Origin of the sequence: Actinoplanes sp. URMC 104 (assembly GCF_051386375.1) — a bacterium.
Lineage (GTDB): Bacteria > Actinomycetota > Actinomycetes > Mycobacteriales > Micromonosporaceae > Actinoplanes.
The window spans coordinates 1,299,274-1,325,493 of record NZ_JBPQTO010000002.1 but is presented as its reverse complement, the minus strand read 5'-3'; the positions used below and the strand labels follow the sequence as shown (position 1 = coordinate 1,325,493).

At 72.0% G+C, this 26,220-nt stretch carries 18 protein-coding genes; 13 read left to right on the top strand and 5 right to left on the bottom strand.

Features of this window, described 5'->3' with window-relative positions:
• Positions 1–82 precede the first annotated feature (82 nt).
• Positions 83–2,698: a putative bifunctional diguanylate cyclase/phosphodiesterase gene (locus ACSNN8_RS07110; protein WP_436649446.1), complete on the top strand. Its 2,616-nt coding sequence runs from the start codon at positions 83–85 to the stop codon at positions 2,696–2,698.
• Here ACSNN8_RS07110 and ACSNN8_RS07105 read toward each other — a convergent pair.
• The gene (locus ACSNN8_RS07105) at positions 2,695–3,708 is read right to left on the bottom strand and encodes a LacI family DNA-binding transcriptional regulator (RefSeq protein ID WP_436647731.1); all 1,014 of its coding nucleotides are present in this window, start codon (positions 3,706–3,708) and stop codon (positions 2,695–2,697) included. The genes ACSNN8_RS07110 and ACSNN8_RS07105 overlap by 4 nt on opposite strands.
• Positions 3,709–4,017: 309 nt before the next feature.
• Between ACSNN8_RS07105 and ACSNN8_RS07100 the strand changes: the two genes are divergently transcribed.
• The 4 genes from ACSNN8_RS07100 to ACSNN8_RS07085 are packed head-to-tail and all read left to right on the top strand — an operon-like array spanning position 4,018 to position 9,771.
• A complete protein-coding gene (locus ACSNN8_RS07100; RefSeq protein ID WP_436647729.1) occupies positions 4,018–5,313 on the top strand; it encodes an ABC transporter substrate-binding protein in 1,296 nt (431 codons plus the stop codon).
• 60 nt (positions 5,314–5,373) lie between these two features.
• Positions 5,374–6,357: a carbohydrate ABC transporter permease gene (locus ACSNN8_RS07095; protein ID WP_436647728.1), complete on the top strand. Its 984-nt coding sequence runs from the start codon at positions 5,374–5,376 to the stop codon at positions 6,355–6,357.
• Positions 6,354–7,211, top strand: a complete 858-nt coding sequence (locus tag ACSNN8_RS07090) for a carbohydrate ABC transporter permease (RefSeq protein WP_436647726.1) — start codon at positions 6,354–6,356, stop codon at positions 7,209–7,211. The genes ACSNN8_RS07095 and ACSNN8_RS07090 overlap by 4 nt, the downstream gene beginning before the upstream one ends.
• A 58-nt stretch (positions 7,212–7,269) precedes the next feature.
• On the top strand, positions 7,270–9,771 hold the full coding sequence (locus ACSNN8_RS07085) for a glycosyl hydrolase 2 galactose-binding domain-containing protein (protein WP_436647724.1): 2,502 nt from the start codon (positions 7,270–7,272) through the stop codon (positions 9,769–9,771).
• Positions 9,772–9,825: 54 nt separating this feature from the next.
• On the opposite strand, the gene ACSNN8_RS07080 is transcribed toward ACSNN8_RS07085, so the two are convergent.
• The gene (locus ACSNN8_RS07080) at positions 9,826–10,125 is read right to left on the bottom strand and encodes a MerR family transcriptional regulator (RefSeq protein ID WP_436647723.1); all 300 of its coding nucleotides are present in this window, start codon (positions 10,123–10,125) and stop codon (positions 9,826–9,828) included.
• Positions 10,126–10,313: 188 nt separating this feature from the next.
• Here ACSNN8_RS07080 and ACSNN8_RS07075 point away from each other — a divergent pair, with 188 nt between their 5' ends.
• Positions 10,314–10,775 carry a hypothetical protein gene (locus ACSNN8_RS07075; protein WP_436647721.1) on the top strand — a complete coding sequence of 154 codons (462 nt, stop codon included), beginning with the start codon at positions 10,314–10,316 and terminating at the stop codon, positions 10,773–10,775.
• 215 nt (positions 10,776–10,990) lie between these two features.
• Here ACSNN8_RS07075 and ACSNN8_RS07070 read toward each other — a convergent pair whose 3' ends face one another.
• Together ACSNN8_RS07070 and ilvD are read right to left on the bottom strand one after the other, a co-directional pair.
• Positions 10,991–11,809 (bottom strand): MSCRAMM family protein, encoded by an 819-nt coding sequence (locus tag ACSNN8_RS07070; protein WP_436647719.1) that lies wholly within the window; start codon positions 11,807–11,809, stop codon positions 10,991–10,993.
• Between the two features lie 205 nt (positions 11,810–12,014).
• Positions 12,015–13,862 (bottom strand): dihydroxy-acid dehydratase, encoded by a 1,848-nt coding sequence (gene ilvD, locus ACSNN8_RS07065; RefSeq protein ID WP_436647717.1) that lies wholly within the window; start codon positions 13,860–13,862, stop codon positions 12,015–12,017.
• Positions 13,863–13,963: 101 nt separating this feature from the next.
• Here ilvD and ACSNN8_RS07060 point away from each other — a divergent pair, with 101 nt between their 5' ends.
• The 7 genes from ACSNN8_RS07060 (at position 13,964) to serA (ending at position 25,809) form a co-directional block, all read left to right on the top strand.
• On the top strand, positions 13,964–16,294 hold the full coding sequence (locus ACSNN8_RS07060; RefSeq protein ID WP_436647715.1) for a putative bifunctional diguanylate cyclase/phosphodiesterase: 2,331 nt from the start codon (positions 13,964–13,966) through the stop codon (positions 16,292–16,294).
• A 213-nt stretch (positions 16,295–16,507) separates the two neighbouring features.
• Positions 16,508–18,337: an acetolactate synthase large subunit gene (locus tag ACSNN8_RS07055; protein ID WP_436647713.1), complete on the top strand. Its 1,830-nt coding sequence runs from the start codon at positions 16,508–16,510 to the stop codon at positions 18,335–18,337.
• Positions 18,337–18,852 (top strand): acetolactate synthase small subunit, encoded by a 516-nt coding sequence (gene ilvN, locus ACSNN8_RS07050; protein WP_097318253.1) that lies wholly within the window; start codon positions 18,337–18,339, stop codon positions 18,850–18,852. Before ACSNN8_RS07055 ends, ilvN begins: the two co-directional genes overlap by 1 nt.
• 20 nt (positions 18,853–18,872) lie before the next feature.
• Positions 18,873–19,886: a ketol-acid reductoisomerase gene (gene ilvC / locus ACSNN8_RS07045; RefSeq protein ID WP_436647711.1), complete on the top strand. Its 1,014-nt coding sequence runs from the start codon at positions 18,873–18,875 to the stop codon at positions 19,884–19,886.
• Between the two features lie 227 nt (positions 19,887–20,113).
• Positions 20,114–23,731, top strand: coding sequence for a hypothetical protein (locus ACSNN8_RS07040; RefSeq protein ID WP_436647709.1), 3,618 nt, complete (start codon positions 20,114–20,116; stop codon positions 23,729–23,731).
• Positions 23,731–24,105 (top strand): hypothetical protein, encoded by a 375-nt coding sequence (locus ACSNN8_RS07035; protein WP_436647707.1) that lies wholly within the window; start codon positions 23,731–23,733, stop codon positions 24,103–24,105. Before ACSNN8_RS07040 ends, ACSNN8_RS07035 begins: the two co-directional genes overlap by 1 nt.
• Positions 24,106–24,201: 96 nt before the next feature.
• Entirely contained in the window at positions 24,202–25,809 is a 1,608-nt protein-coding gene (gene serA / locus ACSNN8_RS07030; RefSeq protein ID WP_436647705.1) for a phosphoglycerate dehydrogenase, read from the top strand.
• Here the strand turns inward: serA and ACSNN8_RS07025 are convergent.
• The gene (locus ACSNN8_RS07025) at positions 25,793–26,155 is read right to left on the bottom strand and encodes a hypothetical protein (protein ID WP_436647703.1); all 363 of its coding nucleotides are present in this window, start codon (positions 26,153–26,155) and stop codon (positions 25,793–25,795) included. The genes serA and ACSNN8_RS07025 overlap by 17 nt on opposite strands.
• Positions 26,156–26,220 lie beyond the last annotated feature (65 nt).

Sequence of the window (26,220 nt, the reverse complement as noted above, 5' to 3'; positions counted from 1 at the left end):
TAGGGCTCGTTGTCCGATGCAGCGACCCTCGAGCCCCCACCCCTGTCCGGCGAGCATCGCAGAGGATCCGTCGACGTTGGCAGTGCCTCCCCCCACGCACGCCACCCGGCCCCGCGGCCGGGTGTGGTTCGGCGTGCCCGTGGCGGCGGCCGTGATCGTGCTGCTCGGCGTCGCGGGGGTCGTCCCGCCCGGGCCGGCGCTGGCCGTGGGCGCGGGCGGCTGCGGCTTGTGGGCCACCATTCACCTCGTCCGCGCCGCACTGTCGATCCACCACGCCGACCGTACGGTCGTGGCCTGCCGCGGCGCCGGCTTCATCGGCCTGGGCGCGCTCGCGGCGACCCTCGCCACGCTGGTCACGCTGTTGTCGCCGCCGTCGGCGGGCACGTGGGTGACCGTCGTGCTGGGCCTGGCCGCGGCCGGTTACGCCGTCGGCACGCTGCTGCTGCCCGGCTCCGGGCGGGGCTGGGTGCTGCACTCCCGGCGCGCCTTCGACGGCCTCGGGCTGGGTGTGAGCCTGGCCTTCGCGGGCTACCTGATCCCGCCCGAGAAGGCGGGGCACCCGCTCGGCCTGCCCGTGACGCTGATCGGCGCCACCGGCATCGCAATCGTGCTGGTCGCCATCCTCCGCGGGCGGCCGCCCCGCTGGCCCGCGGTCCGCTGCGGGCTCGGCGCGATCCTGGTGATCGGCGGCCTGGGCGCGCTGGCGACCGTGCTCGGCGGCGGTGCGAGCGGGTCCGTGGTCGCCCTGTGCGGCCTGCCCGTCGTGGCCGGCCTGGCGCTGACGGTCGAGGGCGGCTCCCGGCGTGACGGGAGCGCCACCCGCGAGGCGCGCGGTCCCGATCAATACCTGGCCAGCTATCCGCTGCTCGCCGTGCCCGCCGCGGTCGGCGTGGTGGCAGCCGTCTGGCACCTCGTGGTCTCGCGGACGTTCGACCCCACCAGCATCATCCTGGGCATCGCGATGGTGGCCGTGCTGGCCATGCGCGAGCTGCTGGTCGTGCACGACATCCGGCGGTACGCGGGCCAGCTGCAGACCGCCGAGGCGCACTTCCGCTCGCTGGTCGCCGGCGCCACCGACCTCACGCTGGTGCTCGACGAGCAGCTGCGGGTCAAGTGGCAGTCGCCGGCCGCGTCCCGGCTCTTCGGGCTGGCCGACGACGAGGTGGTCGGCCGGGCCTTCCGCGACCTGATCCACCCCGACGACGTCGAGGCGGCCCAGGAGGTGATCGACTCGGTCCTCGCCGGCGCCCACGCCGACGGCCCGCCCGCGCTGGTCACCGCCCGGATGCGCGACGGCGCCGAGCTGTGGCGCGACACCGAGTCGACGATCGCCGACCAGCGCGCGGTCCCCGAGGTCGCGGCGCTGGTGGTGCACGTACGCGACATCGGCGAGCGCCGCCACCTCGAGCGCACGCTGCACAAGCTCTCCTACACCGACCAGCTCACCGGGCTGGCGAACCGGCGGGCGCTGATGCGCGACCTGCTGGCGTACCGCCGCCGCGCCGGCCAGCAGGGCACGCTGCTCGTCATCGACCTGCACGGCCTCGCCGAGATCAACGACAGCCGGGGCCGCGAGACGGGCGACGCCGTGCTCATCGAGGTGGGCCGGCGGCTGCGCACGCTGCTGCGCGCCGAGGACCTGCCGGCACGGCTGGGCGGCGACGAGTTCGCGGTGCTCACGGCCGACGGGGCCGTTCTGGCGTACGCCCTGGCCACCCGCATCGCCACCGCGCTGGCCGAGCCGTACCAGCTGCCCGGCACGACCGTCGAGCTGCACACCAGCATCGGGCTCGCCGAGCTGTCCGGCGCGATCGACTCCGACCAGGTGCTGCGCCACGCCGATCTGGCCCGCAAGCGCGCCCGCCAGCTCGGGCTCGACCGCGTCGAGTGGTACGACCCCGACGTCGAGATGAAACTGAACCGGCGCATGGACCTCGAGCGTGAGCTGCTCGGCGCGGCCGACCGGGGCGAGCTCGACCTGGTGTTCCAGCCGGTGGTCGACCTGCGCGACCAGCAGCCGGTGGGGGTCGAGGCGCTGCTGCGCTGGCGGCACCCGCAGCTGGGCACGATCCCGCCGCGCGAGCTGCTGCCGATCGCGCGTGACGTGGGCATCTCGGCCGAGCTCGACGAGTGGGTGCTCGATGCGGCCTGCAAGCATCTGTCCGCGTGGACGGGCGGCGACCACGCTTTCTGGCTGTCGGTCAACGTCTCGCCGCGGGAGCTGCTGACGGCCCGCTTCCCCGACCGGGTGGCGGCGACCCTCAAGCGGTACGGGATCGCGCCCGAACGCCTCGTGGTCGAGGTGGCCGAGGAGTGGATCGCGGAGGACGTGCCCGCGATAGTGGCCTCGCTGGCGGGGCTGCGCAAGCTCGGCGTGCGGGCCGCGCTCGACGACTTCGGCGCCGGTCAGGCCTCGCTGTCGCACCTGCGGCGGCTGCCCGTCGACATGCTCAAGCTGCACACCTCGCTGGTCGGCGCGACCTCGGAGGCCACGGCGGGGCACGGCCCCGCGGTGATCGACGTCGTGGTGAGCCTGGGCCGCCGTCTCGGCCTCGAGATCGTGGCGAAGGGCCTGGAGACCGACGAGCAGATCGAGCGGGCCGCCGAGGCGGGCTGCGTCTACGGGCAGGGCTTCGCGCTGGGCCGGCCCGCGCCCGCCGAGCGCATCGAGGCGTACCTGGAGAGCCACCGGGCCTAACGCGGAGGCGCCGTGCTTCCGCGCGGGGTCAGGTGTGCGGTGCCGGCCTCGACGTTGCCGACCTGTTTGCCGTCGATCGCGGCCAGCAGCTCGCGGGCGGCGTAGGCGCCGTACTCGGCGATGTCGCGCGACAGGGCGGTCAGCGGCGGGTGCACCAGGCTGCACAGCGGCGAGTCGTCCCAGGCCACGATCGACAGATCGCCGGGGACGGCCAGGCCCATCTCCTGCGCCACGGCCAGCCCGGCGACGGCCATCACGTCGTTGTCATAGATGATCGCGGTGGGCCGGTCGGCGCCGATGAGCAGCCGCCGGGTCGCCCGGCCGCCCTCCTCGCCGGTGTAGTCCGACGGCACGGTCGCCGCCTCGGTGAGGCCCAGCGAGGCGCAGATGTCGTTGAAGGCCCGGGTGCGGGTCTGCGTGTGCAGCAGCCCGGGCAGACCGCTGACCCGGGCGATCCGGCGGTGCCCGAGCGCCACCAGGTAGCGCACCGTCTCGGTGATCGCGCCGGCGTCGTCCGACCAGATCTGGGCGATGCGGCCCGTGTCGCCCGGCCCGCCGATCACCACGGCGGGCAGCTGCAGCTGTTGCAGGACCGGGATGCGCACGTCGTGCTCGCGCAGGTCGGTGACGATCACGCCGTCGATGCGGCGCTCGCCCCACCAGCGGCGATAGACCTCGACCTCCTGCTCGGGCGTGGCCACGACCTGCAGGGTCAACGCGTAGGAGCGGGCCGCGAGCTCGGCCTCGAAGCCGCTGATCAGACCCATGAAGAACGGCTCGATGCTGAGCATGCGCGCGGGCCGGCTGAGCGTGAGCCCCACGGCCCGGGCGGTCGCCCCGGACAGTGCCCGGGCGGCGCTGTTGGGGTTGAAGCCGATCTCCTGCGCGATGGCGACGATGCGCTGACGCGTCGCCTCGGAGACGCCGGGCTGGCCGTTCAGCGCGTACGACACCGCGCCTTTGGACACGCCCGCCCGCTGCGCGATGTCGGCGATCGTCGGCCGCTTCACTCGGTCTCCTCTGGTCCCGCCGAGCCTACCGACGGAGTTTACCGGTGCAGGAATCGGTAGAGCGCTCTCACGCGTAAGCCCGCCCGGATGAACGATCGGCGGGGGCGTGTCTTGATCGGTTAAGTGTTGGGTACCACACCGCACTTTGTAAACCATCGTGGACCGGAAAGTCCGACTTAGGCCGCTTAACGAGTACTGACAACGTTGCCAGATCACGGTTGTAACACGCTATTGACACCCGTCGACCCGCCGTTTTAGCGTCTCGTCAACTTATCCGGTTCAGTAAATTCTCTCCGTCATGGAGGCGTCATGGAACGGTTGGGCAAGCGCGTCGTGCGAGCGGTCGCGGCGGGGGTGGCGGCGACCCTGGCGGTCGCCGGCTGCAGCGGGCAGAGCCTCGAGGGCAACAGCGACGACAAGGCGAGCAACGACCAGATCACGCTCAAGGTCAACTTCTGGGGCGACATGGGCCTCGACAAGCTCAAGGCCGCGTACGAGAAGGACCACCCCAACGTCAAGATCGTGCTGAACAGCGGCGAGTTCAACGCCCAGCACGAGGACCTGCAGAAGAAGCTGGTGGCCGGCAGCGGCGCCCCGGACATCTCCGCGGTCGACGAGGGCTTCATCGTCCAGTTCCGCAACCAGGCCGACAAGTTCGTCAACCTGCTCGACAAGGGCGCCGGCGAATACGAGTCGAAGTACCTGGACTGGAAGTGGAAGGCTTCCATGTCGTCCGACGGCAAGCAGATCGGCCTCGGCACCGACGTCGGCGGCCTGGCCATGTGCTACCGCAGCGACCTGTTCAAGAAGGCCGGCCTGCCCACCGACCGCGAGGCCGTCTCGAAGCTGTGGCCCAACTGGGACCAGTTCATCGAGGTCGGCAAGAAGTACACCCAGGCGACCGGCAAGAAGTTCGTCGACTCGGCCACCAACATGTTCAACCCCGTGCTCGCGCAGCAGCCGGTCGGCTTCTACGACGAGCAGGAGCAGCTGCAGATGAACGGCGGCCCCAAGGTCGCGTTCGACGTGAGCATGAAGACCCTCGACGCCGGCATCTCCGCCAACCTCGTGAGCTTCCAGGCCAACTGGGACCAGGGCTTCAAGAAGGACCAGTTCGCCGCGCTCGCCTGCCCGGCGTGGATGCTCGGCCACATCCAGGAGACCGCGCCCGACCAGAAGGGCAAGTGGGACATCGCCGCGATCCCCGGCGGCGGCGGCAACTGGGGCGGCTCGTGGTGGACCGTGCCCAAGCAGGGCAAGAACGTGGACGCCGCGGTGGACTTCGTCAAGTGGATGGTCCAGCCCGAGCAGCAGATCCAGGTCTTCGAGACGGTCGGCAACCTGCCCTCGCAGCCCGACCTCTACAAGGACCCGAAGGTGCTGGCCTTCAAGCACGAGTTCATGAGCAACGCGCCCACCGGCCAGATCTTCGCGGCCACCGCGGCGCAGCTGAAGCCGCAGTACCTGGGCAAGAAGAACGGCCCGACCCGGGTCGCCGTGGAGAACGTCATCCGCCGGGTGCAGCAGGGCGGACTGAAGTCCGACGCCGCCTGGGCGGAGGCGGTCAAGCAGGCCGAGAAGGTCGCGAAGACCGGCAAGGCCTGACCCGACAGATCCGAAAGCGGGGCGGCGCGTACGCCGCCCCGCTCTCCCCTAGGAGTGGCCGTGTCCCTCACCGAGCTCCGGCCGGCGTCTCATCGCGCCGATCCGCCGCCGGCCCCCCGTAAGGCCCGGCACTGGCTCTACCGGTTCGACACCAAGTCGATGCCGTACATCTTCATCTCGCCGTTCTTCATTCTCTTCGCGATCTTCGGGGTCTTCCCGCTGATCTTCAACGGCGTGGTCGCGCTGCGGAACTGGCGGCTCGACGACCCGACGCTGACCGGCTGGGCCGGGTTCGGCAACTTCGAGCGTCTGCTCAGCGACGAGGACTTCTGGAACGCGTTGGGCAACACCTTCGGCATCTTCATCCTGTCCACGGTGCCGCAGCTGCTGGCCGCGCTGATCATCGCCAACCTGCTGAACCGCAAGCTGCGCGGTGCGACGTTCTGGCGGATCGGCATCCTGCTGCCGTACCTCACGCCGGTCGTCGCCTCGACGCTGGTGTTCGCCGTCTTCTTCTCCCGCGACAACGGCCTGGCCAACTGGTTCCTGTCGCTGGTCGGCTTCGGGCAGGAGACGCCGCTCGACTGGCGGGCGCAGAAGTGGAGCGGCTGGATCGCCATCGCCACGATGGTCAACTGGAAGTGGATCGGCTACAACGCCCTGCTCTACCTGTCCGCGATGCAGTCGATCTCCAAGGACGTGTACGAGGCCGCGGCGGTCGACGGGGCCTCGCCGTGGCGGCAGTTGTGGCGGATCACCGTGCCCATGATCCAACCGGTCGTGGTGTTCACCGTGATCCTGTCGACCATCGGGGGGCTGCAACTGTTCAACGAGCCGATGATGTTCGACGACAACCCGCAGTCGGCCGACGGCGGCACGGCCCACCAGTTCCAGACCATCGCCCAGCTGATCTACAAGGTCGGCTGGAAGGACCTCGACCTCGGCTACGCGGCCGCGATGTCCTGGGCGCTGTTCCTGATCATCCTGGTCGTGGCCGGCATCAACGCCTGGGCCACCCGACGCCTTGGAGGAGGAGACCGGTGAGCACGACGTACGTGAACCGGGCGCCGCAGGACACCCCCGGCAACTGGCGCACCTACCTCGCGCTGGGCGTCGTCCTGCTGTTCTCGGCCTTTCCGGTCTACTGGATGTTCGTCATCTCGACCAGCACGGACGAGGCGGTCTCCGCGTCCCCGCCGGCGCTGCTGCCCGGCAGCCAGTTCCTGGTCAACGCGACCGAGGTCTTCACGCTCAACGACGTCTTCTTCACGGCCTCGCTGATCAACAGCGTCGTCGTGTCGAGCGTGATCACCGTGTCGACGCTGTTCTTCTGCTCGCTGGCCGGGTTCGCCTTCGCGAAGCTGCGGTTCAAGGGCCGCAACGCGCTGATGGTCGTGGTCGTCCTGACCCTGACCGTGCCCAGCCAGCTGGGCGTCGTCGCGCTCTACATCGTGATGGACAAGATCGGCTGGAACCAGACCCTGCTCGCGGTCATCGCGCCGGGGCTGGTCAGCGCGTTCGGCGTCTTCTACATGCGGCAGTTCATCGCGCACGCGGTGCCCGACGAGCTGGTCGAGTCGGCCCGCATCGACGGCGCGCTCAACCTGCGCGTGTACTGGAGCATCGTGCTGCCGGCGATCCGGCCGGCGCTCGCCGTGCTGGGCCTGCTCACTTTCGTCATGGCCTGGAACGACTTCCAGTGGCCGCTGATCCAGCTCAACGGCACGGACTTCCCGACCTCGATGGTGGCGCTCTCCGACCTGGCGAGCGGCAACTACGTGATCTACCGGCGGGTGCTGGCCGGAGCGTTCATCGCCACGGTTCCGCTGATCGTCCTGCTGTTGATCGGCGGGCGGCAGATCGTGCGGGGAATCATGGAAGGCGCCGTCAAGTCCTGAGAACCCCGGACCCTGCCCGCGGCCCCGGCGCCGCGGGCAGGACCCGTTAAGGAGAACCGTGACCTCGTACCGACCCTTGCACGAAGGCTGGACCCTCTCGGGCGGTGACCTCACCGGCATCCCGGCCACCGTGCCCGGCTGCGTGCACACCGACCTGCTCCGGGCCGGGCGGATCGAGGATCCGTACCTGGACGCGAACGAGACCAAGCTCGCCTGGATCGGGCGCACCGAGTGGGAGTACGTGTCCCGCTTCTCCTTCGAGCCCGGCTCGGCCCGCACCGACCTGGTCTGCGCCGGCCTCGACACCGTCGCGCAGATCGAGCTGAACGGCTCCGTGGTCGGCGAGACGGCCAACATGCACCGCGGCTACCGCTTCGACGTCGGCGCCCTGCTCCGCGACGGCGCCAACGAAATCAAGGTCAAGTTCAAAAGCGCTTACGCGTACGCCGAGGGGCACCGCGACCGGCTCGGCGGGCGTCCCAACGCGTACGACGAGCCGTTCAACTTCATCCGCAAGCAGGCGTGCAACTTCGGGTGGGACTGGGGCCCGACGCTCGTCACCGCCGGCATCTGGCAGCCGATCGGCCTCGAGACGTGGTCGGTCGCCCGGCTCGCCGAGGTGCGCCCGCAGGTCACCGTCGCGGGCGGCGTCGGCCGCGTGGAGCTGCGCGTGCGCCTCGACCGCGACGCCTCCGCGGCCGAGCCCGTGATCATCACCGCCTCGGTGGACGGCCGCCGCGCCCAGGCCACGGTCGACGGCATCGAGGCGCTGCTGATCCTCACCGTCGACGACCCCGAGCTGTGGTGGCCGCGCGGCTACGGGTCCCAGCACCGGTACGACCTCGAGGTGGCCCTGACCTCCACCGACGGTGCGGTGCTCGACACCTGGTCGCGCCGGATCGGCTTCCGCTCGGCGCGCATCGACACCGCGGACGACGGCTTCACCGTGGTGGTCAACGACGTGCCGGTGTTCGTCCGCGGCATCAACTGGATCCCCGACGACGTCTTCGCCGACCGGATCACGCGCCCGCGGCTGGCCGCCCGCTTCCGGCAGGCCGCCGACGCGAACGTCAACTACCTGCGGGTCTGGGGCGGCGGCCGGTACGAGTCCGACGACTTCTACGACCTCGCCGACGAGATGGGCTTCCTGGTCGGCCAGGACTTCCTGTTCGCCTGCGCGGCGTACCCCGAGGAGGAGCCGTTCCGCTCCGAGGTCGAGGCCGAGGCGCGGGAGAACGTCGTGCGGCTCGCCTCGCACCCCAGCCTGGTCGTGTGGACCGGCAACAACGAGAACCTGTGGGGCCACGAGGACTGGGACTGGAAGCCCGCCCTGAACGGCCGCACCTGGGGCGCCGGGTTCTACTACGAGCTGCTGCCGCGCATCGTCGGCGAGCTCGACCCGTCCCGGCCGTACTGGCCCGGCAGCCCGTACTCCGGCTCGCCCGACCGTCACCCCAACGACCCGGCCTACGGCACCACGCACATCTGGGACGTCTGGAACACCGACGACTACACCAAGTACGCCGCCTACCGCCCGCGCTTCGTGGCCGAGTTCGGCTTCCAGGCGCCGCCCACCTTCGCCACGCTGCGCCGCGCGATCAGCGACGAGGTGCTGGCTGCCGACTCGCCCGGCATGGCCCACCACCAGAAGGCCGTCGGCGGCGACCGGAAGCTGGCCCGCGGTCTCGCCAACCACCTGCCCGAGCCCGCCGGCTTCGACGACTGGCACTACCTGACCCAGCTCAACCAGGCCCGCGCGCTCGCGTTCGGCATCGAGCACTTCCGCTCGCTGCGCCCGCTCTGCACCGGCACGATCATGTGGCAGCTCAACGACTGCTGGCCCGTGACGTCGTGGGCCGCGGTCGACGGCGACGGCCGCAAGAAGCCCCTCTGGTACGCGCTGCGCGCCGCCTACGCCGACCGTCTGCTCACCTTCCAGCCCCGCCCCGCCGCGCCCGCGGCCGGCGACTTCACCGCGCCCGACCCGGCCCCGCCGCATCTCGCGGCCGGCGGCCCCGCGGAGCCGATCGAGCCCGGCACGGTGGTCCCGCCCGCGGGCCCGCCGGCCCTGGTCGCGGTCAACGACGGCCGTACGCCCTGGGAGCTCACCACCACCGTGACCCGCCGCACCCTCGACGGCGACGTGCTGGCCTCCGCCACCGTGCAGGCGACGGTCGACCCTGGCGGCGCCGCCACCCTGACCCTGCCCGCCGACGTGGCCACCCCGGGCGACCCGCGCACCGAGTTCCTGGTCGCGGGCACCGGCGTGACGTACTTCTTCGCCCCGGACAAGGACATCGCGTGGCCGGCCGCCGCCTACACCGCCGACGTCTCCCGCGACGGTGACACCACCAGCGTCACGGTCCACGCGTCGTCGATCCTGCGCTCGCTGACGATCTTCCCGGACCGTCTCGACCCCTCGGCCGAGCCGGACCTGGCGGCCGTGACCGTGCTGCCGGGCGAGTCGGTCACCTTCACGATCCGCTCCCAGCAGCCGCTGGACCCGGCGGCCCTCACCAGCCGCCCGGTGCTGCGCTGCGTCAACGACCTGGTTCTCTAGAGACGACAAACGGTCCTTCTCTGGGGGGTGGGAGAAGGACCGTGAGGCGATCGGTCAGGCGCCCTCTTTCTGGCGGCGCTGGTACTGCTCGTTCTGCCGGAGGGCCTCCTCGAGCTGGTCCTCGAGGATGATGATCCGTACGGCGGCTTCGAGGGGAGTGCCCTGCTCGACCATCTCCCGGGCCCGTGCGGCGAGGCGCAGCTGGTATCGGGAGTAACGGCGGTGGCCGCCGGCCGAGCGGAACGGGGTGATCAGTTTAGCCTCGCCGAGCCGGCGCAGGAAGTCCTGCGAGGCACCGGTGATCTCCGCGGCGCGGCCCATCGTGTAGGCGGGATAGTCGTCGTCTCCGAACATGTCGTCGGATGGGGCCATACACATCGCTTTCATGACGAGGGCCCCGGCGCGGAACGCCGGGGCCCGGGGTTTACGGGTTGAGAACACCATCTACCGGCAGGTTCGCCGGTTTGTCTTGTCCGCGCCCGCCGCCGTCGGCGTGGGGCGCGAGGATCGCATAAGCGTGACCGAGGACCACCTTTCGTTCGATGGAAACTGCGGTGTCCGCACCGGAGCCGAACTTCGCGCCGGTAGCGGGCGATCCAACGGTGTCGGAACCCTCCCTTTCCTCTGCTTCTGCATTGCGGTGGTGCTTGCCCGCCGGTGTCAGAGCCCCACGCAGACTTCATGGCCCCGAACACGTGCGACGAGCTGGTGCCCTGGCCTGGAACTACGCCAAGGTCTTGCTTGCCAACTGCTGTACTGCCAACTGCTGTCTTGCTGCACTACCAACTGCTGTACTGCCAACTGCTGTCTTGCTGCACTACCAACTGCTGTACTGCTCAACTGCTGTCTTGCTGCACTACCAACTGCTGTACTGCTCAACTGCTGTCTTGCTGCACTACCAACTGCTGTACTGCTCAACTGCTGTACTGCTGCACTACCAACTGCTGTCTTGCCAAGTGCTGTACTGCTCTACTGCCTGCGGCGATTCGTGCTTCCGCCGCTGAGCCGAGCGAGCCACGAAGTGATCCGGGCCCTGCTTGACGCTCGGTCTCGTTCGTCCGCGTTTTCCTTGGACTCTCTCTCTGACTCCAGAAACATTAGCCGGAGCCACCGAGAAAATCTAGTCCATCGCACACAGATTTTTTCGCCGGCCGTCCGAGCTTCACGGCTCCTGCAGCGGTGCCGCGCCGGCGACGCCGGCTTGGGCAGAGGTGGCGCCTCAGCGCAGGGTGCCGGCCGGGGACGGGGTGCCCAGCGTGATGTCGTGGTCGGCGTGGTCGCCGGTCAGCTCGACGCGGGTGGCGACCGGGGCGTGGCCGCTCGCCGCGATCGTGTAGACGCCCGGCGGCAGGTCGCGCAGCTCGTAGCGGCCGTCGTGGTCGGTCGTCGCCGCCCCGGCCACGCGGCCGGTCCGGTCGACCGCGACGACCGAGGCCTCGGGGATCGGATGGCCGGATCCGGCGGCGCGGACGTTGCCGGCCAGCGTGCCGCCGACCGCGAGGGCAAGGTCGACGGGGCCGGGCTCGTTGGGCGAGACCGTGCGTGACGACGGGCGGGCGTGGGCCGCGGTGGCGGTCAGCGTGTACTCCGGGCCGTCGAGCCCGGGCAGTTGGTAGCGGCCGTCGGCGCCGGTGGTGGTCGTGGCGACCACCTGGCCGCGCGGGTCGGTCAGCGTCAGCGTCGCGCCGGGCAGCCCGCGACCGGCCCGGTCGGTGACGCGCCCGGTGATCTGGCCGGCGCCGGCCAGCGACAGCACCCGGCGGATCTCGCCCGCGGCCACGTTGATGACGGCCGCGGCCGGCTGGTGGCGGTCGGCGGCGCAGATCAGCAGGAACGAGCCGCCGGTGTGCAGCACCATCTTGTAGGTGCCGTCCGCGCCGGTCACGGCCCGCGCGAGCTGCCCGCCGCCGAAGTCGGTGATCGTCAGCGTCGCACCGGGCAGCGGCAGACCGCCGGGGCCGTCGATGCGGCCGCGCACCACGGCGTCGCCCGGCTGCGGCTCGGTGGCGGTGTCGTCGGTCGGCTGGGCAGGGTCCATGGCGGGCGTCCGTTCGAGGCAGGGCCCGGGGGCGCGCAACCGGGCGGGAGGGCGTTCGCGCCGTACGCCGGTGGCAGAGCTCGAGCCTCTGCCTGCGCACGCTGTTCGCAACGAGGCATCTCACCGGGAGGTTGCCTGCCGGCCCGCGAGAACGGGTCGAGGCCACGCACCGTGCGGTGCGTGGCCTCGATCGGGCAGTGCGTGCCTACTCCGGGACGCGGCGGTAGGCGCCGTCGCTGGCGCTGGTGGCCATCGAGGCGTACGCGCGCAGGGCGGCCGAGACGGGGCGCTGGCGGTCGACCGGCGTGTACGGCTTGGGGCGCCGCTCCTGCTGGTGACGGCGCTGGGCCAGCGTCTCGTCGTCGACGTTGAGGCTGATGCTGCGGCCGGGGATGTCGATGGTGATCTCGTCGCCGGTCTCGACCAGAGCGATCAGGCCGCCCGCCGCCGCCTCGGGGGAGACGTGGCCGATCGACAGCCCGCTGGTGCCGCCGGAGAAGCGGCCGTCGGTGATCAGCGCGCAGGCCTTGCCGAGGCCGCGACCCTTGAGGAAGCTCGTCGGGTAGAGCATCTCCTGCATGCCGGGGCCGCCCTTGGGACCCTCGTAGCGGATCACCACGACGTCGCCCTCGACGACCTGCTTGCCGAGGATGCCGTCGACCGCCGCGTCCTGCGACTCGAAGACGCGGGCGGGGCCGGTGAACTTCCAGATCGACTCGTCGACGCCCGCGGTCTTGACGACGCAGCCGTCCGGCGCGAGGTTGCCGAACAGGATGGCCAGGCCGCCGTCGACCGTGTACGCGTGGTCGACCGAGCGGATGCAGCCGTTCACGCTGTCGGTGTCGAGCGTCGCCCACCGGTTCTCCGTGCTGAACGGCTGGGTCGTGCGCACGCCACCCGGAGCCGCGTGGAACAGCTCGAGCGCGGCCTCGGAGGGCGATCCGCCGCGGATGTCCCACTCGCCGAGCCAGCTGTCGAGGTCGGGGGAGTGGACCGAGCGCACGTCGGTCTTGAGCGAGCCGCCGCGGTGCAGCTCGCCGAGCAGCGCGGGGATGCCGCCGGCGCGGTGCACGTCCTCCATGTGGTATTTCGGGCTGTTCGGCGCGACCTTGGACAGACACGGCACCCGGCGCGAGATCGCGTCGATGTCGGCCACGCTGAAGTCGAGCCCGGCCTCGCGGGCCGCGGCCAGCAGGTGCAGCACCGTGTTGGTCGAGCCACCCATCGCCACATCCAGGGCGACCGCATTTTCGAAGGCGGACCGCGAGGCGATGCTGCGCGGCAGCACCGACTCGTCCTCCTTCTCGTAGTAGTCGCGGGCGATCTGGACGATCAGCTCGCCGGCCTTCTCGAACAGGGCCTTGCGCGAGGCGTGCGTGGCCAGCGTCGAGCCGTTGCCCGGCAGCGCCAGGCCGATCGCCTCGGTCAGGCAGTTCATCGAGTTGGCGGTGAACATGCCGGAGCAGGAGCCGCAGGTCGGGCAGGCCGAGCGCTCGATGGTGTCGAGCTGGGCGTCGGTCACCTTCTCGTTGGCGCTCGCGCTCATCGCGTCGACCAGGTCGAGCTTCTCGTGCACGATGCCCTCGATCGCGACCGTCTTGCCGGCCTCCATGGGGCCGCCGGAGACGAAGACCGTCGGGATGTTGAGCCGCAGCGCGGCGATCAGCATGCCCGGCGTGATCTTGTCGCAGTTCGAGATGCAGACCAGGGCGTCGGCGCAGTGCGCGTTCACCATGTACTCCACCGCGTCGGCGATCAGCTCGCGGCTGGGCAGCGAGTAGAGCATGCCGCCGTGGCCCATCGCGATGCCGTCGTCGACCGCGATCGTGTTGAACTCGCGCCCGACGCCGCCGGCCTTGGCGATGGAGTCGGCGACGAGGCCGCCGAGGTCCTTGAGGTGCACATGACCCGGTACGAACTGGGTGTAGCTGTTGGCAATCGCCACGATGGGCTTGCCGAAGTCGTCGTCGGTCATCCCGGTGGCGCGCCAGAGGGCACGCGCGCCGGCCATGGTCCGACCGTGGGTCGAGGTCCGGGATCGCAGGTCAGGCATCCCCTCAGTGTGCCACCGTCGGCGCGCCGGGAGCCCCCGGTCGTCCACAGGCCGGGATTAGGGCCTTACCTGAATAGATCGCGATAGGGCAGAGTGTTCGCGTGCAATCACCGTCCGGCGTGGAGCTGGCGGGGCTCGCCGGTCTGCTGATCGCGATCCCGGCCGTCGCCTTCCTGGGCAACTCCGGGCGCCGGCACACCGGCCCCGCCCGCCGCGCGCACCTGCTGGTGGCCGCCGGCGCGGCGATCGCCGCCGCGGCCGCGCTGGCCGGCGCGCTCACCGAGCTGCTCACCGAGCCGCCCGTGCCCCGCATGGGGCTGGGCACCGCCGTGGCCGCCGGCACGGCGATCGGGGTGCTGACGCTTCTGGTCGGCACCGCCGTGTTGCCCGGCGCCGCCGAGAGCACCGGAGCCGCCGTACGGCATCTGCTCGACGGCCTGGTGGTCGCCGCCGCGATCTGGTTCGTCGGCTGGGTGCTCGTCGTCCCGCCCACCCGCATCCTCGGCGACGCGACGCCGATGGCCTGCCCGTCGGTGGTCGTCCCGGCCGGGCTGGCGGTCTTCTCGCTCGGCCTCACCATCGTGCTGGCCCTGCACGCCCACCGCCCTCGTCTGATCACCGTGCGGGTGGCCGGCGGTGTGACGCTGGTCGCCGCGGCGGCGGTCGCCATCGCCAGCGGCATCTGCCAGGACTGGGACGGCGCCGTGCTGGCCGGCGCGGTCCTGCTGTCGGCGGGGCTGTTCGTCGTCGCGCGCGCGGTCAAGGTGGCCGACCGCCCGGTCGAGGTGGTGGGCGACGTCACCGACCGCAGCACGGGCTACGCGGTGATCCCGATGGTCGCCATGGTGGCCGCGGCCGTCTACCACCTCGCGCGCAACGGCGACTTCGACGCGTACGGGCTGGCCGGCGCGAGCCTCGAGGGCTTCGCGCTGGTCGGGCGGCAGTTCCTCGCCCTGCGGGACGTACGCCGCTACACGCTCGAGCTGCGGTCGCGGGAGGCGCACTTCCGCGAGCTCGCGCACACCGACCCGCTGACCGGGCTGGCCAACCGCCGCGGGCTGCAGCGCGCGCTGCGCGAGAGCGGCGAGTCGCGGGTGCTGGTCGGCATCGACCTCGACGGCTTCAAGACGGTCAACGACATGCGCGGGCACGACGTGGGCGACGCGGTGCTCACCGAGGTGGGCGAGCGGCTGCGGCGCAACCTGCTCGACGGCGACGTGGCGGCCCGGCTGGGCGGCGACGAGTTCGCCGTGCTCATGCGGGGCAACGCCGACGAGGCGCTGCTCACCGCGCACCGGCTGCTGGCCGTGCTGGGTGAGCCGTACGAGGTGGACGGCCTGGCGGTCTTCCTCTCCGCGAGCATCGGCGTGGCCGACTCCACCACGCTGAGCCCGGCCGACACCGGTGAGCTGATCCGCGACGCCGACCTGGCCCTGCGCTACGCCAAGCAGCGCGGCAAGAATCGGGTCGAGCGCTATCAGGCGCGCTACGACGAGCTGCTGCGCCGCCGCGGCACGCTGGAGAACGAGCTGCGCCACGCCATCGACCGCGACCAGCTCCGACTCGTCTTCCAGCCGGTGGTGGCGCTGCCCTCGATGCGGCCGGTCGGCGCCGAGGCGCTGCTGCGCTGGACCCACCCGACGCTCGGAGCCGTCCGCCCCGACGAGTTCATCCCGGTGGCCGAGGAGTCCGGGCTGATCAACCGGATCGGCTCGTGGGTGCTCGAGCAGGCCTGCATGCAGCTCGCCGAGTGGCTGGCGCGCGGGCACGACGTCTGGGTGTCGGTGAACCTCTCGCCCAAGGAGCTGCACGCCGCCGACTACGCGGGCCAGGTCGCCGACGTGCTCGAGCAGCACGGCGTGCCGCCGCAGCGGCTGGTGCTCGAGGTGACCGAGCACGCCGTGGCCACCGACCTCGAGGAGCTGATCAGCCGGCTCGCCGAGCTGCGCGCCACCGGCGTGCGGATCGCGCTCGACGACTTCGGCGCGGGCTACTCGTCGCTGGGCCAGCTGCGCACGCTCCCGGTGGACATCCTCAAGATCGACCATGCCCTGGTCGCCGAGCCCGAGTCCCGTACGGGCATGGCCGCGCCCCTGGTCGACGTGGTCGTGCGGATGGGTCACCGGCTGGGCCTCGAGGTGCTCGCCGAGGGCATCGGCACCCCGGCGCAGCGGGCCGTGGTCGAGGAGGCGGGCTGCCGGCTGGGCCAGGGCTCGCTGTTCGGATGGGGGGTGCCGGCCGAGCATCTCGAGGCGCAACTGCAGACGTTGCGCCAGGGTGTCCGTCCCGTTCCCGCGCCCCGCTCGGCCCCGCCCGCGGACGGCGCCCCGCGCAGCCAGGTCGTCGTGCTCGGGCCCGGAATGCGCCAGCTCAGGGCGCTGCTGCCGAGCGATCCGGGGTTCGTCGCTCCCACGGGTGACGCAACCGACTGATCAAAATGTGGGATCAGTTGACTCACCGCATGAGATGCGGCATGGTTGCTGACATGTGCTTCGCGTCCCGAGTACTTATGTAGGCGCACTCCTGCCGGCCACAAGGCCGCGAGAGTGCGCTAGGTCCCGTGCTTCCCGCACGAGGGCCTTTTTTGTTGCTCGCATACAGGTACCCGGCCCGGACCCGCCTCACTCGCAAAGGTAGTAAGTGCCATGACGAGACCCACGCCCGAGACCCTCGCCCACCGAGCCAACCCGGCCACTGTCGCGGCGGCCGCCCACCCGGCCCCGGCCGTAGCCTCCCCGGTTCCCACGTCGGGCGCCGGCTCGCTCGTGCGGTCGCTCGAGGCGCTCGGCGTCGAGGTGGCGTTCGGCATTCCCGGCGGCGCGATCCTGCCCGCGTACGACCCGCTCTACGACTCGAAGGTCCGCCACATCCTGGTGCGCCACGAGCAGGGCGCGGGGCACGCCGCGACCGGTTACGCCCAGGCGACCGGCAAGGTCGGCGTCTGCATCGCGACCAGCGGCCCGGGCGCGACCAACCTGGTCACCCCGATCGCCGACGCGTACATGGACTCGGTGCCGATCGTCGCGATCACCGGCCAGGTGGCCCGGCCCGCGATCGGCACGGACGCCTTCCAGGAGGCGGACATCCAGGGCATCACGCTGCCGATCACCAAGCACAACTTCCTGGTGCAGACCGCCGAGGAGATCCCGCGGATCCTGGCCGAGGCGTTCAACCTGGCCTCCACCGGCCGGCCCGGCCCGGTGCTCGTCGACATCCCGAAGGACGTGCTGCAGGCGCAGACCACGTTCTCCTGGCCGCCGGTGCTCGACCTGCCCGGCTACCGCCCGACGCTGCACCCGCACGGCAAGCAGATCCGCGAGGCGGCCCGCCTGATCGCCGCGGCCAAGCGCCCGGTGCTCTACGTCGGCGGCGGCGTGCTCAAGGCCGGCGCCACCGACGGGCTGCGCAAGCTGGCCGAGCTGACCGGCATCCCGGTCGTCACCACGCTGATGGCGCTGGGCGCGTTCCCCGACTCGCACCCGCAGCACCTGGGCATGCCGGGCATGCACGGCACGGTTCCCGCGGTCTACGCGCTGCAGAAGGCCGACCTGCTGGTCACGCTCGGCGCGCGCTTCGACGACCGGGTGACCGGCAAGCTCGACTCGTTCGCGCCGGACGCCAAGATCGTGCACGCCGACATCGACCCCGCCGAGATCGGCAAGAACCGGCACGCCGACGTCCCGATCGTGGGCGACGCGCGGCACGTGATCGACGAGCTGATCGCCGCGGTCACCGGCACCGCCGAGGGCCCCGCGCAGTACCAGCCGTGGTGGGCCACGCTGAACGAGCTGCGCGAGCGCTACCCGCTGGGCTACGAGGAGCCGACCGACGGCACGCTCGCCCCGCAGTACGTGATCGAGCGGATCGGCGAGATCGTCGGCCCCGACGCCATCTACGTCGCCGGCGTGGGCCAGCACCAGATGTGGGCGTCGCAGTTCATCAAGTACGAGAAGCCGGGCACGTGGCTCAACTCGGGCGGCGCCGGGACCATGGGGTACGCCGTGCCGGCCGCGATGGGCGCCAAGGTCGGCAAGCCGGGCACCCCGGTGTGGGCGATCGACGGCGACGGCTGCTTCCAGATGACCAACCAGGAGCTGGCCACCTGCGCGCTGGAGGGCATCCCGGTCAAGATCGCGGTCATCAACAACGGCAACCTCGGCATGGTGCGGCAGTGGCAGACCCTGTTCTACGAGGGCCGCTACTCCAACACCGAGCTGGGCACGCACAAGCACCGCATCCCCGACTTCGTGAAGCTGGCCGAGGCGCTGGGCTGCATCGGGCTGCGCTGCGAGTCCAAGGACGACGTCGACCGGATCATCAAGCAGGCGATGGAGATCAACGACGCGCCGGTGGTCATCGACTTCACGGTCGGCAAGGACGCGATGGTGTGGCCCATGGTCGCGGCCGGCACCAGCAACGACGAGATCATGTTCGCCCGGGACGTGCGCCCCACCTTCGAAGAGGACGAGCTCTGATGAACAGGCACACCCTGTCCGTGCTGGTCGAGAACAAGCCGAGCGTGCTCGCGCGGGTCAGCGGACTGTTCTCCCGGCGCGGCTTCAACATCGATTCGCTGGCGGTGGGCGAGACGGAGAACCCGGACGTCTCCCGCATCACGATCGTGGTCAACGCCGACTCCTCACCCCTGGAGCAGGTGACCAAGCAGCTCAACAAGCTGGTGAACGTCCTGAAGATCGTCGAGCTGGACCCGCAGCAGTCGGTCCAGCGCGAGCTCCTGCTGGTCAAGGTGCGCGCCGACCGTGCGCAGCGCAGCCAGGTGCTCGAGACGGTCGAGCTGTTCCGGGCGAGGGTGATCGACGTCGCACCGGACACCCTCACGATCGAGGCCACGGGTAACCCCGACAAGCTGGACGCGTTGCTGCGCGACCTCGAGCCGTACGGCATCAAGGAAATGGTCCAGTCCGGGCTCGTGGCCATCGGCCGCGGCTCCCGCTCCATCACCACCGGCCCGGCGCTGCGCGCCGCGTAGCCGACCCAGAAAGGTAAGCAATGACCGCGGAAGTTTTCTACGACGACGACGCCGACCTGAGCATCATCCAGGGCAAGAAGGTCGCCGTGATCGGCTACGGCAGCCAGGGCCACGCCCACTCGCTGTCGCTGCGTGACTCGGGCGTCGAGGTGGTGGTCGGCCTCAAGGAGGGCTCCAAGAGCCGGGCCAAGGCCGAGGAGCAGGGCCTCGAGGTCAAGACGCCGGCCGAGGCGTCGGCCTGGGCCGACGTGATCATGGTGCTCGCGCCGGACACCGCGCAGCGCAAGATCTACGCCGAGTCGATCGCCCCGAACCTCTCCGCGGGCAAGGCGCTGTTCTTCGGCCACGGCCTCAACATCCGGTTCGAGCTCATCAAGCCGCCGGCCGACGTGACCGTCGCGATGGTCGCCCCCAAGGGCCCGGGCCACCTCGTGCGCCGCCAGTACGTCGATGGCAAGGGCGTGCCCGCGCTGGTCGCCGTCGAGCAGGACCCGACGGGCGAGGGCCTCGCGCTCGCCCTGTCGTACGCGAAGGCGATCGGCGGCGCCCGCGCCGGCGTCATCAAGACGACGTTCAAGGAAGAGACCGAGACCGACCTGTTCGGCGAGCAGGCGGTGCTCTGCGGTGGCACGGCGGCGCTGGTGCAGACCGGTTTCGAGGTGCTCACCGAGGCCGGCTACGCGCCCGAGATCGCGTACTTCGAGTGCCTCCACGAACTCAAGCTGATCGTCGACCTGATGTACGAGGGCGGCATCTCCCGCATGCGCTACAGCGTGTCGGACACCGCCGAGTTCGGCGACTACGTCAGCGGCTCGCGGGTCATCAACGCCGAGACCAAGGCGGAGATGAAGCGGATCCTCGCCGACATCCAGTCCGGCGAGTTCACCCGGCAGCTGATCGAGGACGACGAGAACGGCGGCCCGCTGCTCAAGAAGTACCGCGAGCAGGGCGCCCAGCACCCCATCGAGGTCACCGGCAAGAAGCTGCGCGACATGATGAGCTGGGTCGACCGCCCGATCACCGAGACCGCCTGACGTCTCACGCCGCGAAGCCCGGTCCCGTTGCGGGGCCGGGCTTCCTGCTTTGCGCGGGCACCCCCGGCGCCCGGCGATGTGGTTGAATGCCCGCGGCGCGCAGTCATCACCTTCGATGAGCGCGCCTCACGGGGCTGATTTTCGCGGTGGGGCACTGTCGTGTCCGCACCGGGCTTCCCCGTGGCTGACGGACGTACCGCCGAAGCTCGAAAACGGGGATGTCACAAGTGAAGATTCGTGCCGCGGTGCTGGCCTCACTGGCCGCCGCGATCGTAGGACCGTGCCTGCACGCTCCGCCCGCCTCCGCGGCGCCGCCCGCGCCGCGATTCGCCCTCCGCGCGGAGGACCCGCCCTCGATACCGAATCTGCCGCCGCTGGTCACCGAGACCTGGAACGGCACCACTGGCGTCGTCGTGGCGGACGAGCGGTGGCGCAAGGCGGTCGCCGACCTGGCGCAGTTCACGGTCGAGCCCGAGATCCGGGACGCCGCGCTGGCGGTGCTGGCGACCGGTGACCCGGCGGTGATCCAGAAGTTCGCGACGGTGGACAAGCCGGCGTTGGACAAGCAGGTGGCCGCGCGGAAGAAGCAGGAGGCGGCGGACAACCTCGCCAAGGTGAGCGCGTTGCGGGGCACCGGCGGCACGTCCTTCAACGCCGAGGTCGACCGGGCGCTGGCCGGCACCGACAGCGACCGCGCCGCGTTCCTGGCGTACGGCGCGGAGATCGCCCGTGACGTGGACGCCCAGGCTGCGAAGTCGGCGGCCGAGCAGGCCGAGATCCGCCGCGCGCGGGTCCGGGCCGTGGCCCAGGCGGCGCCCGCCGAGTCGAACGTGCGGCGGGCGGCCGAGGCGGCGCTGGCCGGCGACGACGCCGCGATCACGGCATTTCTCAGGAACGGCTACCTGACGGCGGTGCGGGCGGACGCGGCCGAGCGTGAGCAGCGCCTTCAGGACCTCGAGGCGCGCAACCGCGCGGCCGAGGAACTGACGGAGTCGGCGCAGCTCTCGGCGCGGGCCGCCCAGGCGCGGCAGCGGCTGCTGGTGGCGCACGGCGACGGCGTGCGCGCGTTGCAGCGGGCGGCGAACGCTATGGCCGCGGCCGCGAACACTGCGCGGGAGGCGACCCGGGTGCTGGACGGCTCCGGGACGGCGGCGCAGAAGGCCGCCGAGCTCGCGAGGGCCGGCGTCGAGGCGAACCGGCAGCTGAGCCTGGCGCAGGAGGCGGCCCGGCAGGCGGCGGCCGCCGCGCAGGCCGCCGCGAGCGCCGCGGACGACCTCGTCGCGGCCGGACGGGCGTACGGCGCGGAGTGGTCGCTGATCGCCCAGGGCATGAGCGAGGCGGCGACCGCGGCGGTCGGCGCGGCCCAGGCGGCGCGCACCGCGATCGACGCGATGATCGTGGCGAACGACGCGCAGGGCGCCCCCGCGCAGGCGGAGGCGCGGGCGCAGCTGGAGGTCAGGTGGCGCCGGCACGCCGAGGAGCACGCGAAGGCGGCGGCGAAGCTCGCGGCCGTCGCGTCGAAGCAGACAGCCGCCGCGAGGACGGCCGCCGCCCGGGCGAAGAAGGCGCGCGAGGACGTGCAGGCGGCCGAGGCGACCGCGCTGGAGCAGGCGGACCAGACCCGTCAGCACCGGCAGAAGATCGAGGCGTTCGCGAACGACGCCCGGCGGCAGCGGCAGGTCGCGGAGGGGGAGCGTGCCGCCTCGGCCGGCTACCGCGCCGAGGCGGAACGGCGAGCCGCCGTCGCCCGCGGCGCCCGGGCCCAGGCCGACGCGAAGGCTTCGGCGGCGGCGTCGGCGCGGCGGACGGCGGACTCCACCCAGGACGCGGCCGCCGGAGCCGCGACCAGCGCCGGGCAGCGGGAGAGCGAGGCTCGCCGGGCACGTGACGCTGCGGCGCGGGCCGAACTCGACGAGCAGACCGCCAAGGCGTACGCCCAGGCGATGCGCGCGGCGGTCGCCGCGGCCGGCAGCGCTGCCGAGAAGGAGGCGGCGCAGCGGAAGGCCGACGAGGCCGACCGGCAGGCCGGGACCGCGAGCAGCGCGGCGCGGTCGGCCCGCTCGGCGGCGAACACGGCGACCGGCGTGGCGGCGAACGCCCGCGCCGCGGCCACCTGGGCGGACCAGGCCGCGAACCGGGCCGCGGTGGCCGCGCGGCGTGCCCGTGAGGCCGCCGCCGCAGGGGCCGCCGCGGCGGATCGCGCCGAGGCGATCGCCAAGACCGCGCACGCCTCGCGGCTGCGGGCCGACGCCCGGGCGACGGGGGCGCTCGTGCAGGAGATCGGCGCCGCGGGAGCCGCCCGGTCCCACGTGCGGCTCAGCGACCAGGCGGCCGAGGCGACCGTACGGGCGCTGTGGGCGGCGAACCGCGCGAGGGCCGAGACCGAGGCGGCCACCACCGAGGCCGTCGCGGCCTTCGTGGAGGCGGAGACGGCCGTCCGGGCGGCCACCGCGGCGCGGGTGTCGTCCGCGGGCATCGCCGAACCGGCGAACACCACGATCCCCCCGGTGTCGCCGTTCACCGACGCGGACGTCGACGCCGACTTCCTGCGGCTGGTGGCCGACCGGGCGTCGGGCATCGATGCCGGGCAGGTTGCGGCCGCGCAGGCGCGCGCGGAGGAGGCGCTCGGCGTGGCGAGCCGGGCCGAGGCCGCCGCGGACCGGGCCGGCGCGCAGGTCAAGCCGGTCTTCACCGCGGCCGCGCAGGTCGCCCGGTCCACCGCGGACACGGCCGGCTCGGCCGCCGAGGCGATCGGGTTCGCGGCCCAGGCGGTGGCCGACCGTGCGACGGCTCGGGCCGCGGCGGAGAGCGCCGACCGGGCGGACGGACGGGCGCGGGCCGACGCGCTGGCGGCGAGACAGGCCGCCGACGAGGCGGCGAGCGACGTCGAGGTCGCCGGCCGCGACGTGCAGCACGCGCGGAGCGAGACCCAGATCGCCGAACAGGCAGCCACGGAGGCCGAGGCGGTCGCGGCCGCGGCCCAGCAGACGGCGGAACGCGCCGAGGCGCGCGCCGCGGCCGTCAAGCGAGCCGCCGACCGGGCGCAGTCGTACGCCGACAGCGCCGCCGCAGGAGCCGCGAACTCCCTGCCGAACGCGGTCGCGGCGCAGCAGGCCGCGGAGCGCGCGGAGGCGGCGGAGCGGCAGCGCGAACTCGACCGCCGCCGCGAGCTCGTCGAGGGCACGTCCACGGCGCCGACCGGTGCCGAGCGCGACGAGGTGCTGAAGCTGCTGCTCGGCGGCGAGCGGGACGAGTACGTGCAGCAGGAAGCGCTGGCCGGCAAGGTTCTGCTCGACCATCTCAAGGAGACGGTCCCGGGTCTGACCTCGTGGGACGAGCTCGAGGGCTGCTTCACGGTGCAGAACTGGACCGCCTGCCTGTCGCTGGCCCTGACGTCCGCCGCCGGCACGACGGCCGGCAAGCTGCTCGGCCAGGCGCCCGCGATTCAGAAGTTCCTCGACGACGTCACCGGGGCGAAGAAGCGGCTCGAGGAGCTGCGCGCGAAGGCCCGCACGCGTAAGGACCCGCCCGCGCCTCAGCCGTGCCCGAGGGACGGCGCCTGGTGCCTGCGGGACGAGGAACGCGCCGAGGACGCCGAGGACATCGCCGAGGGGCACGTCGCCGACTTCCCCGGCATGTCACGCGAGCAGCTCGGCAAGCTGGTGGGCGACGTGATGCGCGACCCGTCGCGCGCCAGGGACCTGAGCGGCGGCCGCAAGGCGTTCCTGGGCCGGGACGGCCGGACGATCGTCGTCCACGACCCGATGAGCGCCGACGGCGGCACCGTCCTGCAGGGACCGGCCGACCGGGACGCGCTCGAGCAATCCTGGGAGAGCATCGCCTGATGGTGCGACCGAGCGAGGTTGTCGACGACGACGAGGCAGCGTTGCTGGTGCGGGCGCTCGGTGAGTGGCTGGGGCCGGCCCGGTGCAGCGACGAGATGGCGTACGCCATGGGGTTCGCGGACGCGGCCGGCCTGGTCGAGGAGACCCGGCGGCTCAGCCGGGCGATCAAGGCCGACGAGCCGATCGCCCCGGCCGACTGGGCGCGCATCCTGCTGTCCACCGAGGTCGTCTTCGTCAGCGACGTCGCCGGTTCGGGCTACGAGTGGTCGACCACGACCGGCTGGAGCGACGAGGGCACCGTACGCCTGCTCCGCGGTCTGCAGCGGCAGCTCCGCAAGGTGATCAAGCCGTACTACGGCAAACGGCCTGCTTAGCAACGCTTCCGGGCCCGGTTCCGCAGGAGCCGGGCCCGGCGGCTCATATCGATCAGCATTGACCGCGCGGGTCCCGGCCCGTCTACGATCGGCCGCGTGACGCCCGTCGTTCTGATCGCCGAGCAACTCGCCCCCGCCGCCATCGACGTCCTCGCGTACGACTACGACGTCCGCCACGTCGACGGCACCGATCGTGCCGCGCTGCTCGCCGAGGTGGCGACGGCCGACGCGCTGATCGTGCGCAGCGCCACCCGGGTCGACGCGGAGGTGCTCGCCGCCGGCGTCGGCCTGCGCGTGGTGGCCCGCGCCGGGGTCGGCCTCGACAACGTCGACGTGCCGGCCGCCACCGCCCGCGGCGTGCTCGTGGTGAACGCCCCGACCAGCAACATCGTGTCCGCCGCCGAACAGGCCGTCGCGCTGCTGCTCGCGGTCGCCCGGCACACCGCGACGGCGTCGGCCTCGCTCAAGGGCGGCGCCTGGGAGCGGGCGCGGTTCGTGGGCGTCGAGGTGCAGGGCAAGACCGTCGGGGTGGTCGGGCTGGGCCGCATCGGCGTGCTGTTCGCCCAGCGCATGGCGGCCTTCGGCACGAGGCTGATCGCCTACGACCCGTACGTCCAGCCCGCGCGTGCGGCGCAGCTGGGGGTACGCCTGGTGGGTCTCGAGGAGCTGCTGCGCGAGAGCGACTTCATCTCCGTGCACCTGCCCCGTACGCCCGAGACCGTCGGCCTGATCGGCGAGAAGGAGCTCGCGCTGGTCAAGCCGGGCGTCCGCATCGTGAACGCGGCGCGCGGCGGGCTCGTCGACGAGACGGCGCTGGCCGCGGCGCTGCGCGAGGGGCGGGTGGCCGGCGCCGGGCTCGACGTGTTCGTCACCGAGCCGTGCAGCTCCTCGCCGCTGTTCGCCTTCGACACCGTGGTGGCGACCCCGCACCTGGGCGCGTCGACGGCGGAGGCGCAGGACAAGGCGGGCCTGGCGGTGGCGCGCAGCGTGAAGCTGGCGCTCGACGGCGAGTTCGTGCCCGACGCGGTGAACGTGCAGGCGGGCGGCGTGGTCGACGAGGACGTACGGCCGCTGCTCGCGCTTGCCGAGAAGCTGGGCAAAGTGTTCACGGCGGTGGCCGGCGGGGTGGCCGCGAGCGTCACCGTGGAGGTGCGGGGCGAGATCGTCTCGCACGACGTGGGGGTGCTGCGGCTGGCGACCACGAAGGGGCTCTTCACCGCAGTGGTGGACGAGCGGGTGACGTACGTGAACGCTCCTCAGCTCGCCGTGGACCGCGGTGTGGAGGTCGAGCTGGTGCTCAACGACGACCCGGCCGACCCGCACAACGTGGTGACCGTGCGCGGCGCGCTGCCCGACGGCCGGTCGGTGAGCGTGGCCGGCATGCTCGCCGTGCACGGCACCCGCGAGATCGCGAAGCTGACCGGCGTGGACGACTTCGACCTCGACCTGAACGCCGACGGCATCGTGCTGTTCTTCCGCTACAGCGACCGGCCCGGCGTCGTCGGCGCGATCGGCACGATGCTGGGCGAGGCCGGGGTCAACATCGCTGCCATGCAGGTGGCCCGGCGCGAGGCCGGCGGCGAGGCGCTGATGACGCTGACCGTGGACTCGCCGGTCGACGCGGAGCTGCTCTCCACGGTGGCCGCCGGGATCGGCGCGGAGCGGGGCAGCATCGTCGACCTGCGGCTCAACGGACTTTCATAGGCGGCGGATACACGGTGCCGTCCTGCAGGTCGAGCAGGTCCAGGTTGAGCTCGCCGGCCAGCCGCTCGATCGTCTCGAGCACCTCGTCCGGGCAGTTCTCGTCGAGCCGCATCTGGATGTGGTCGGCGGCGGCGTGCAGCGGGGCGTGCGCCCAGGGCGACCCGGGTGCCGACGCGAGCGGCCCCCGATCGGGGTAATCGCTGGTCAGGGCGTCGTAAAAGGCGACGACGCGCGGGTCGGCCGGACGCTGCGGGTGCTCGCCGTTCGCGCATCGCGCGTTGGCGGCCCGTACGGCGTCCGGCAGGTCCGGCTTGTCCATCGCCCACACCACGAGGTCGAAACTCACCGGCGCATGGTGCCATCACCAAGCCCCGCAAACCGGAAGAACCGGCTGCGACACGCGGGGAGGAC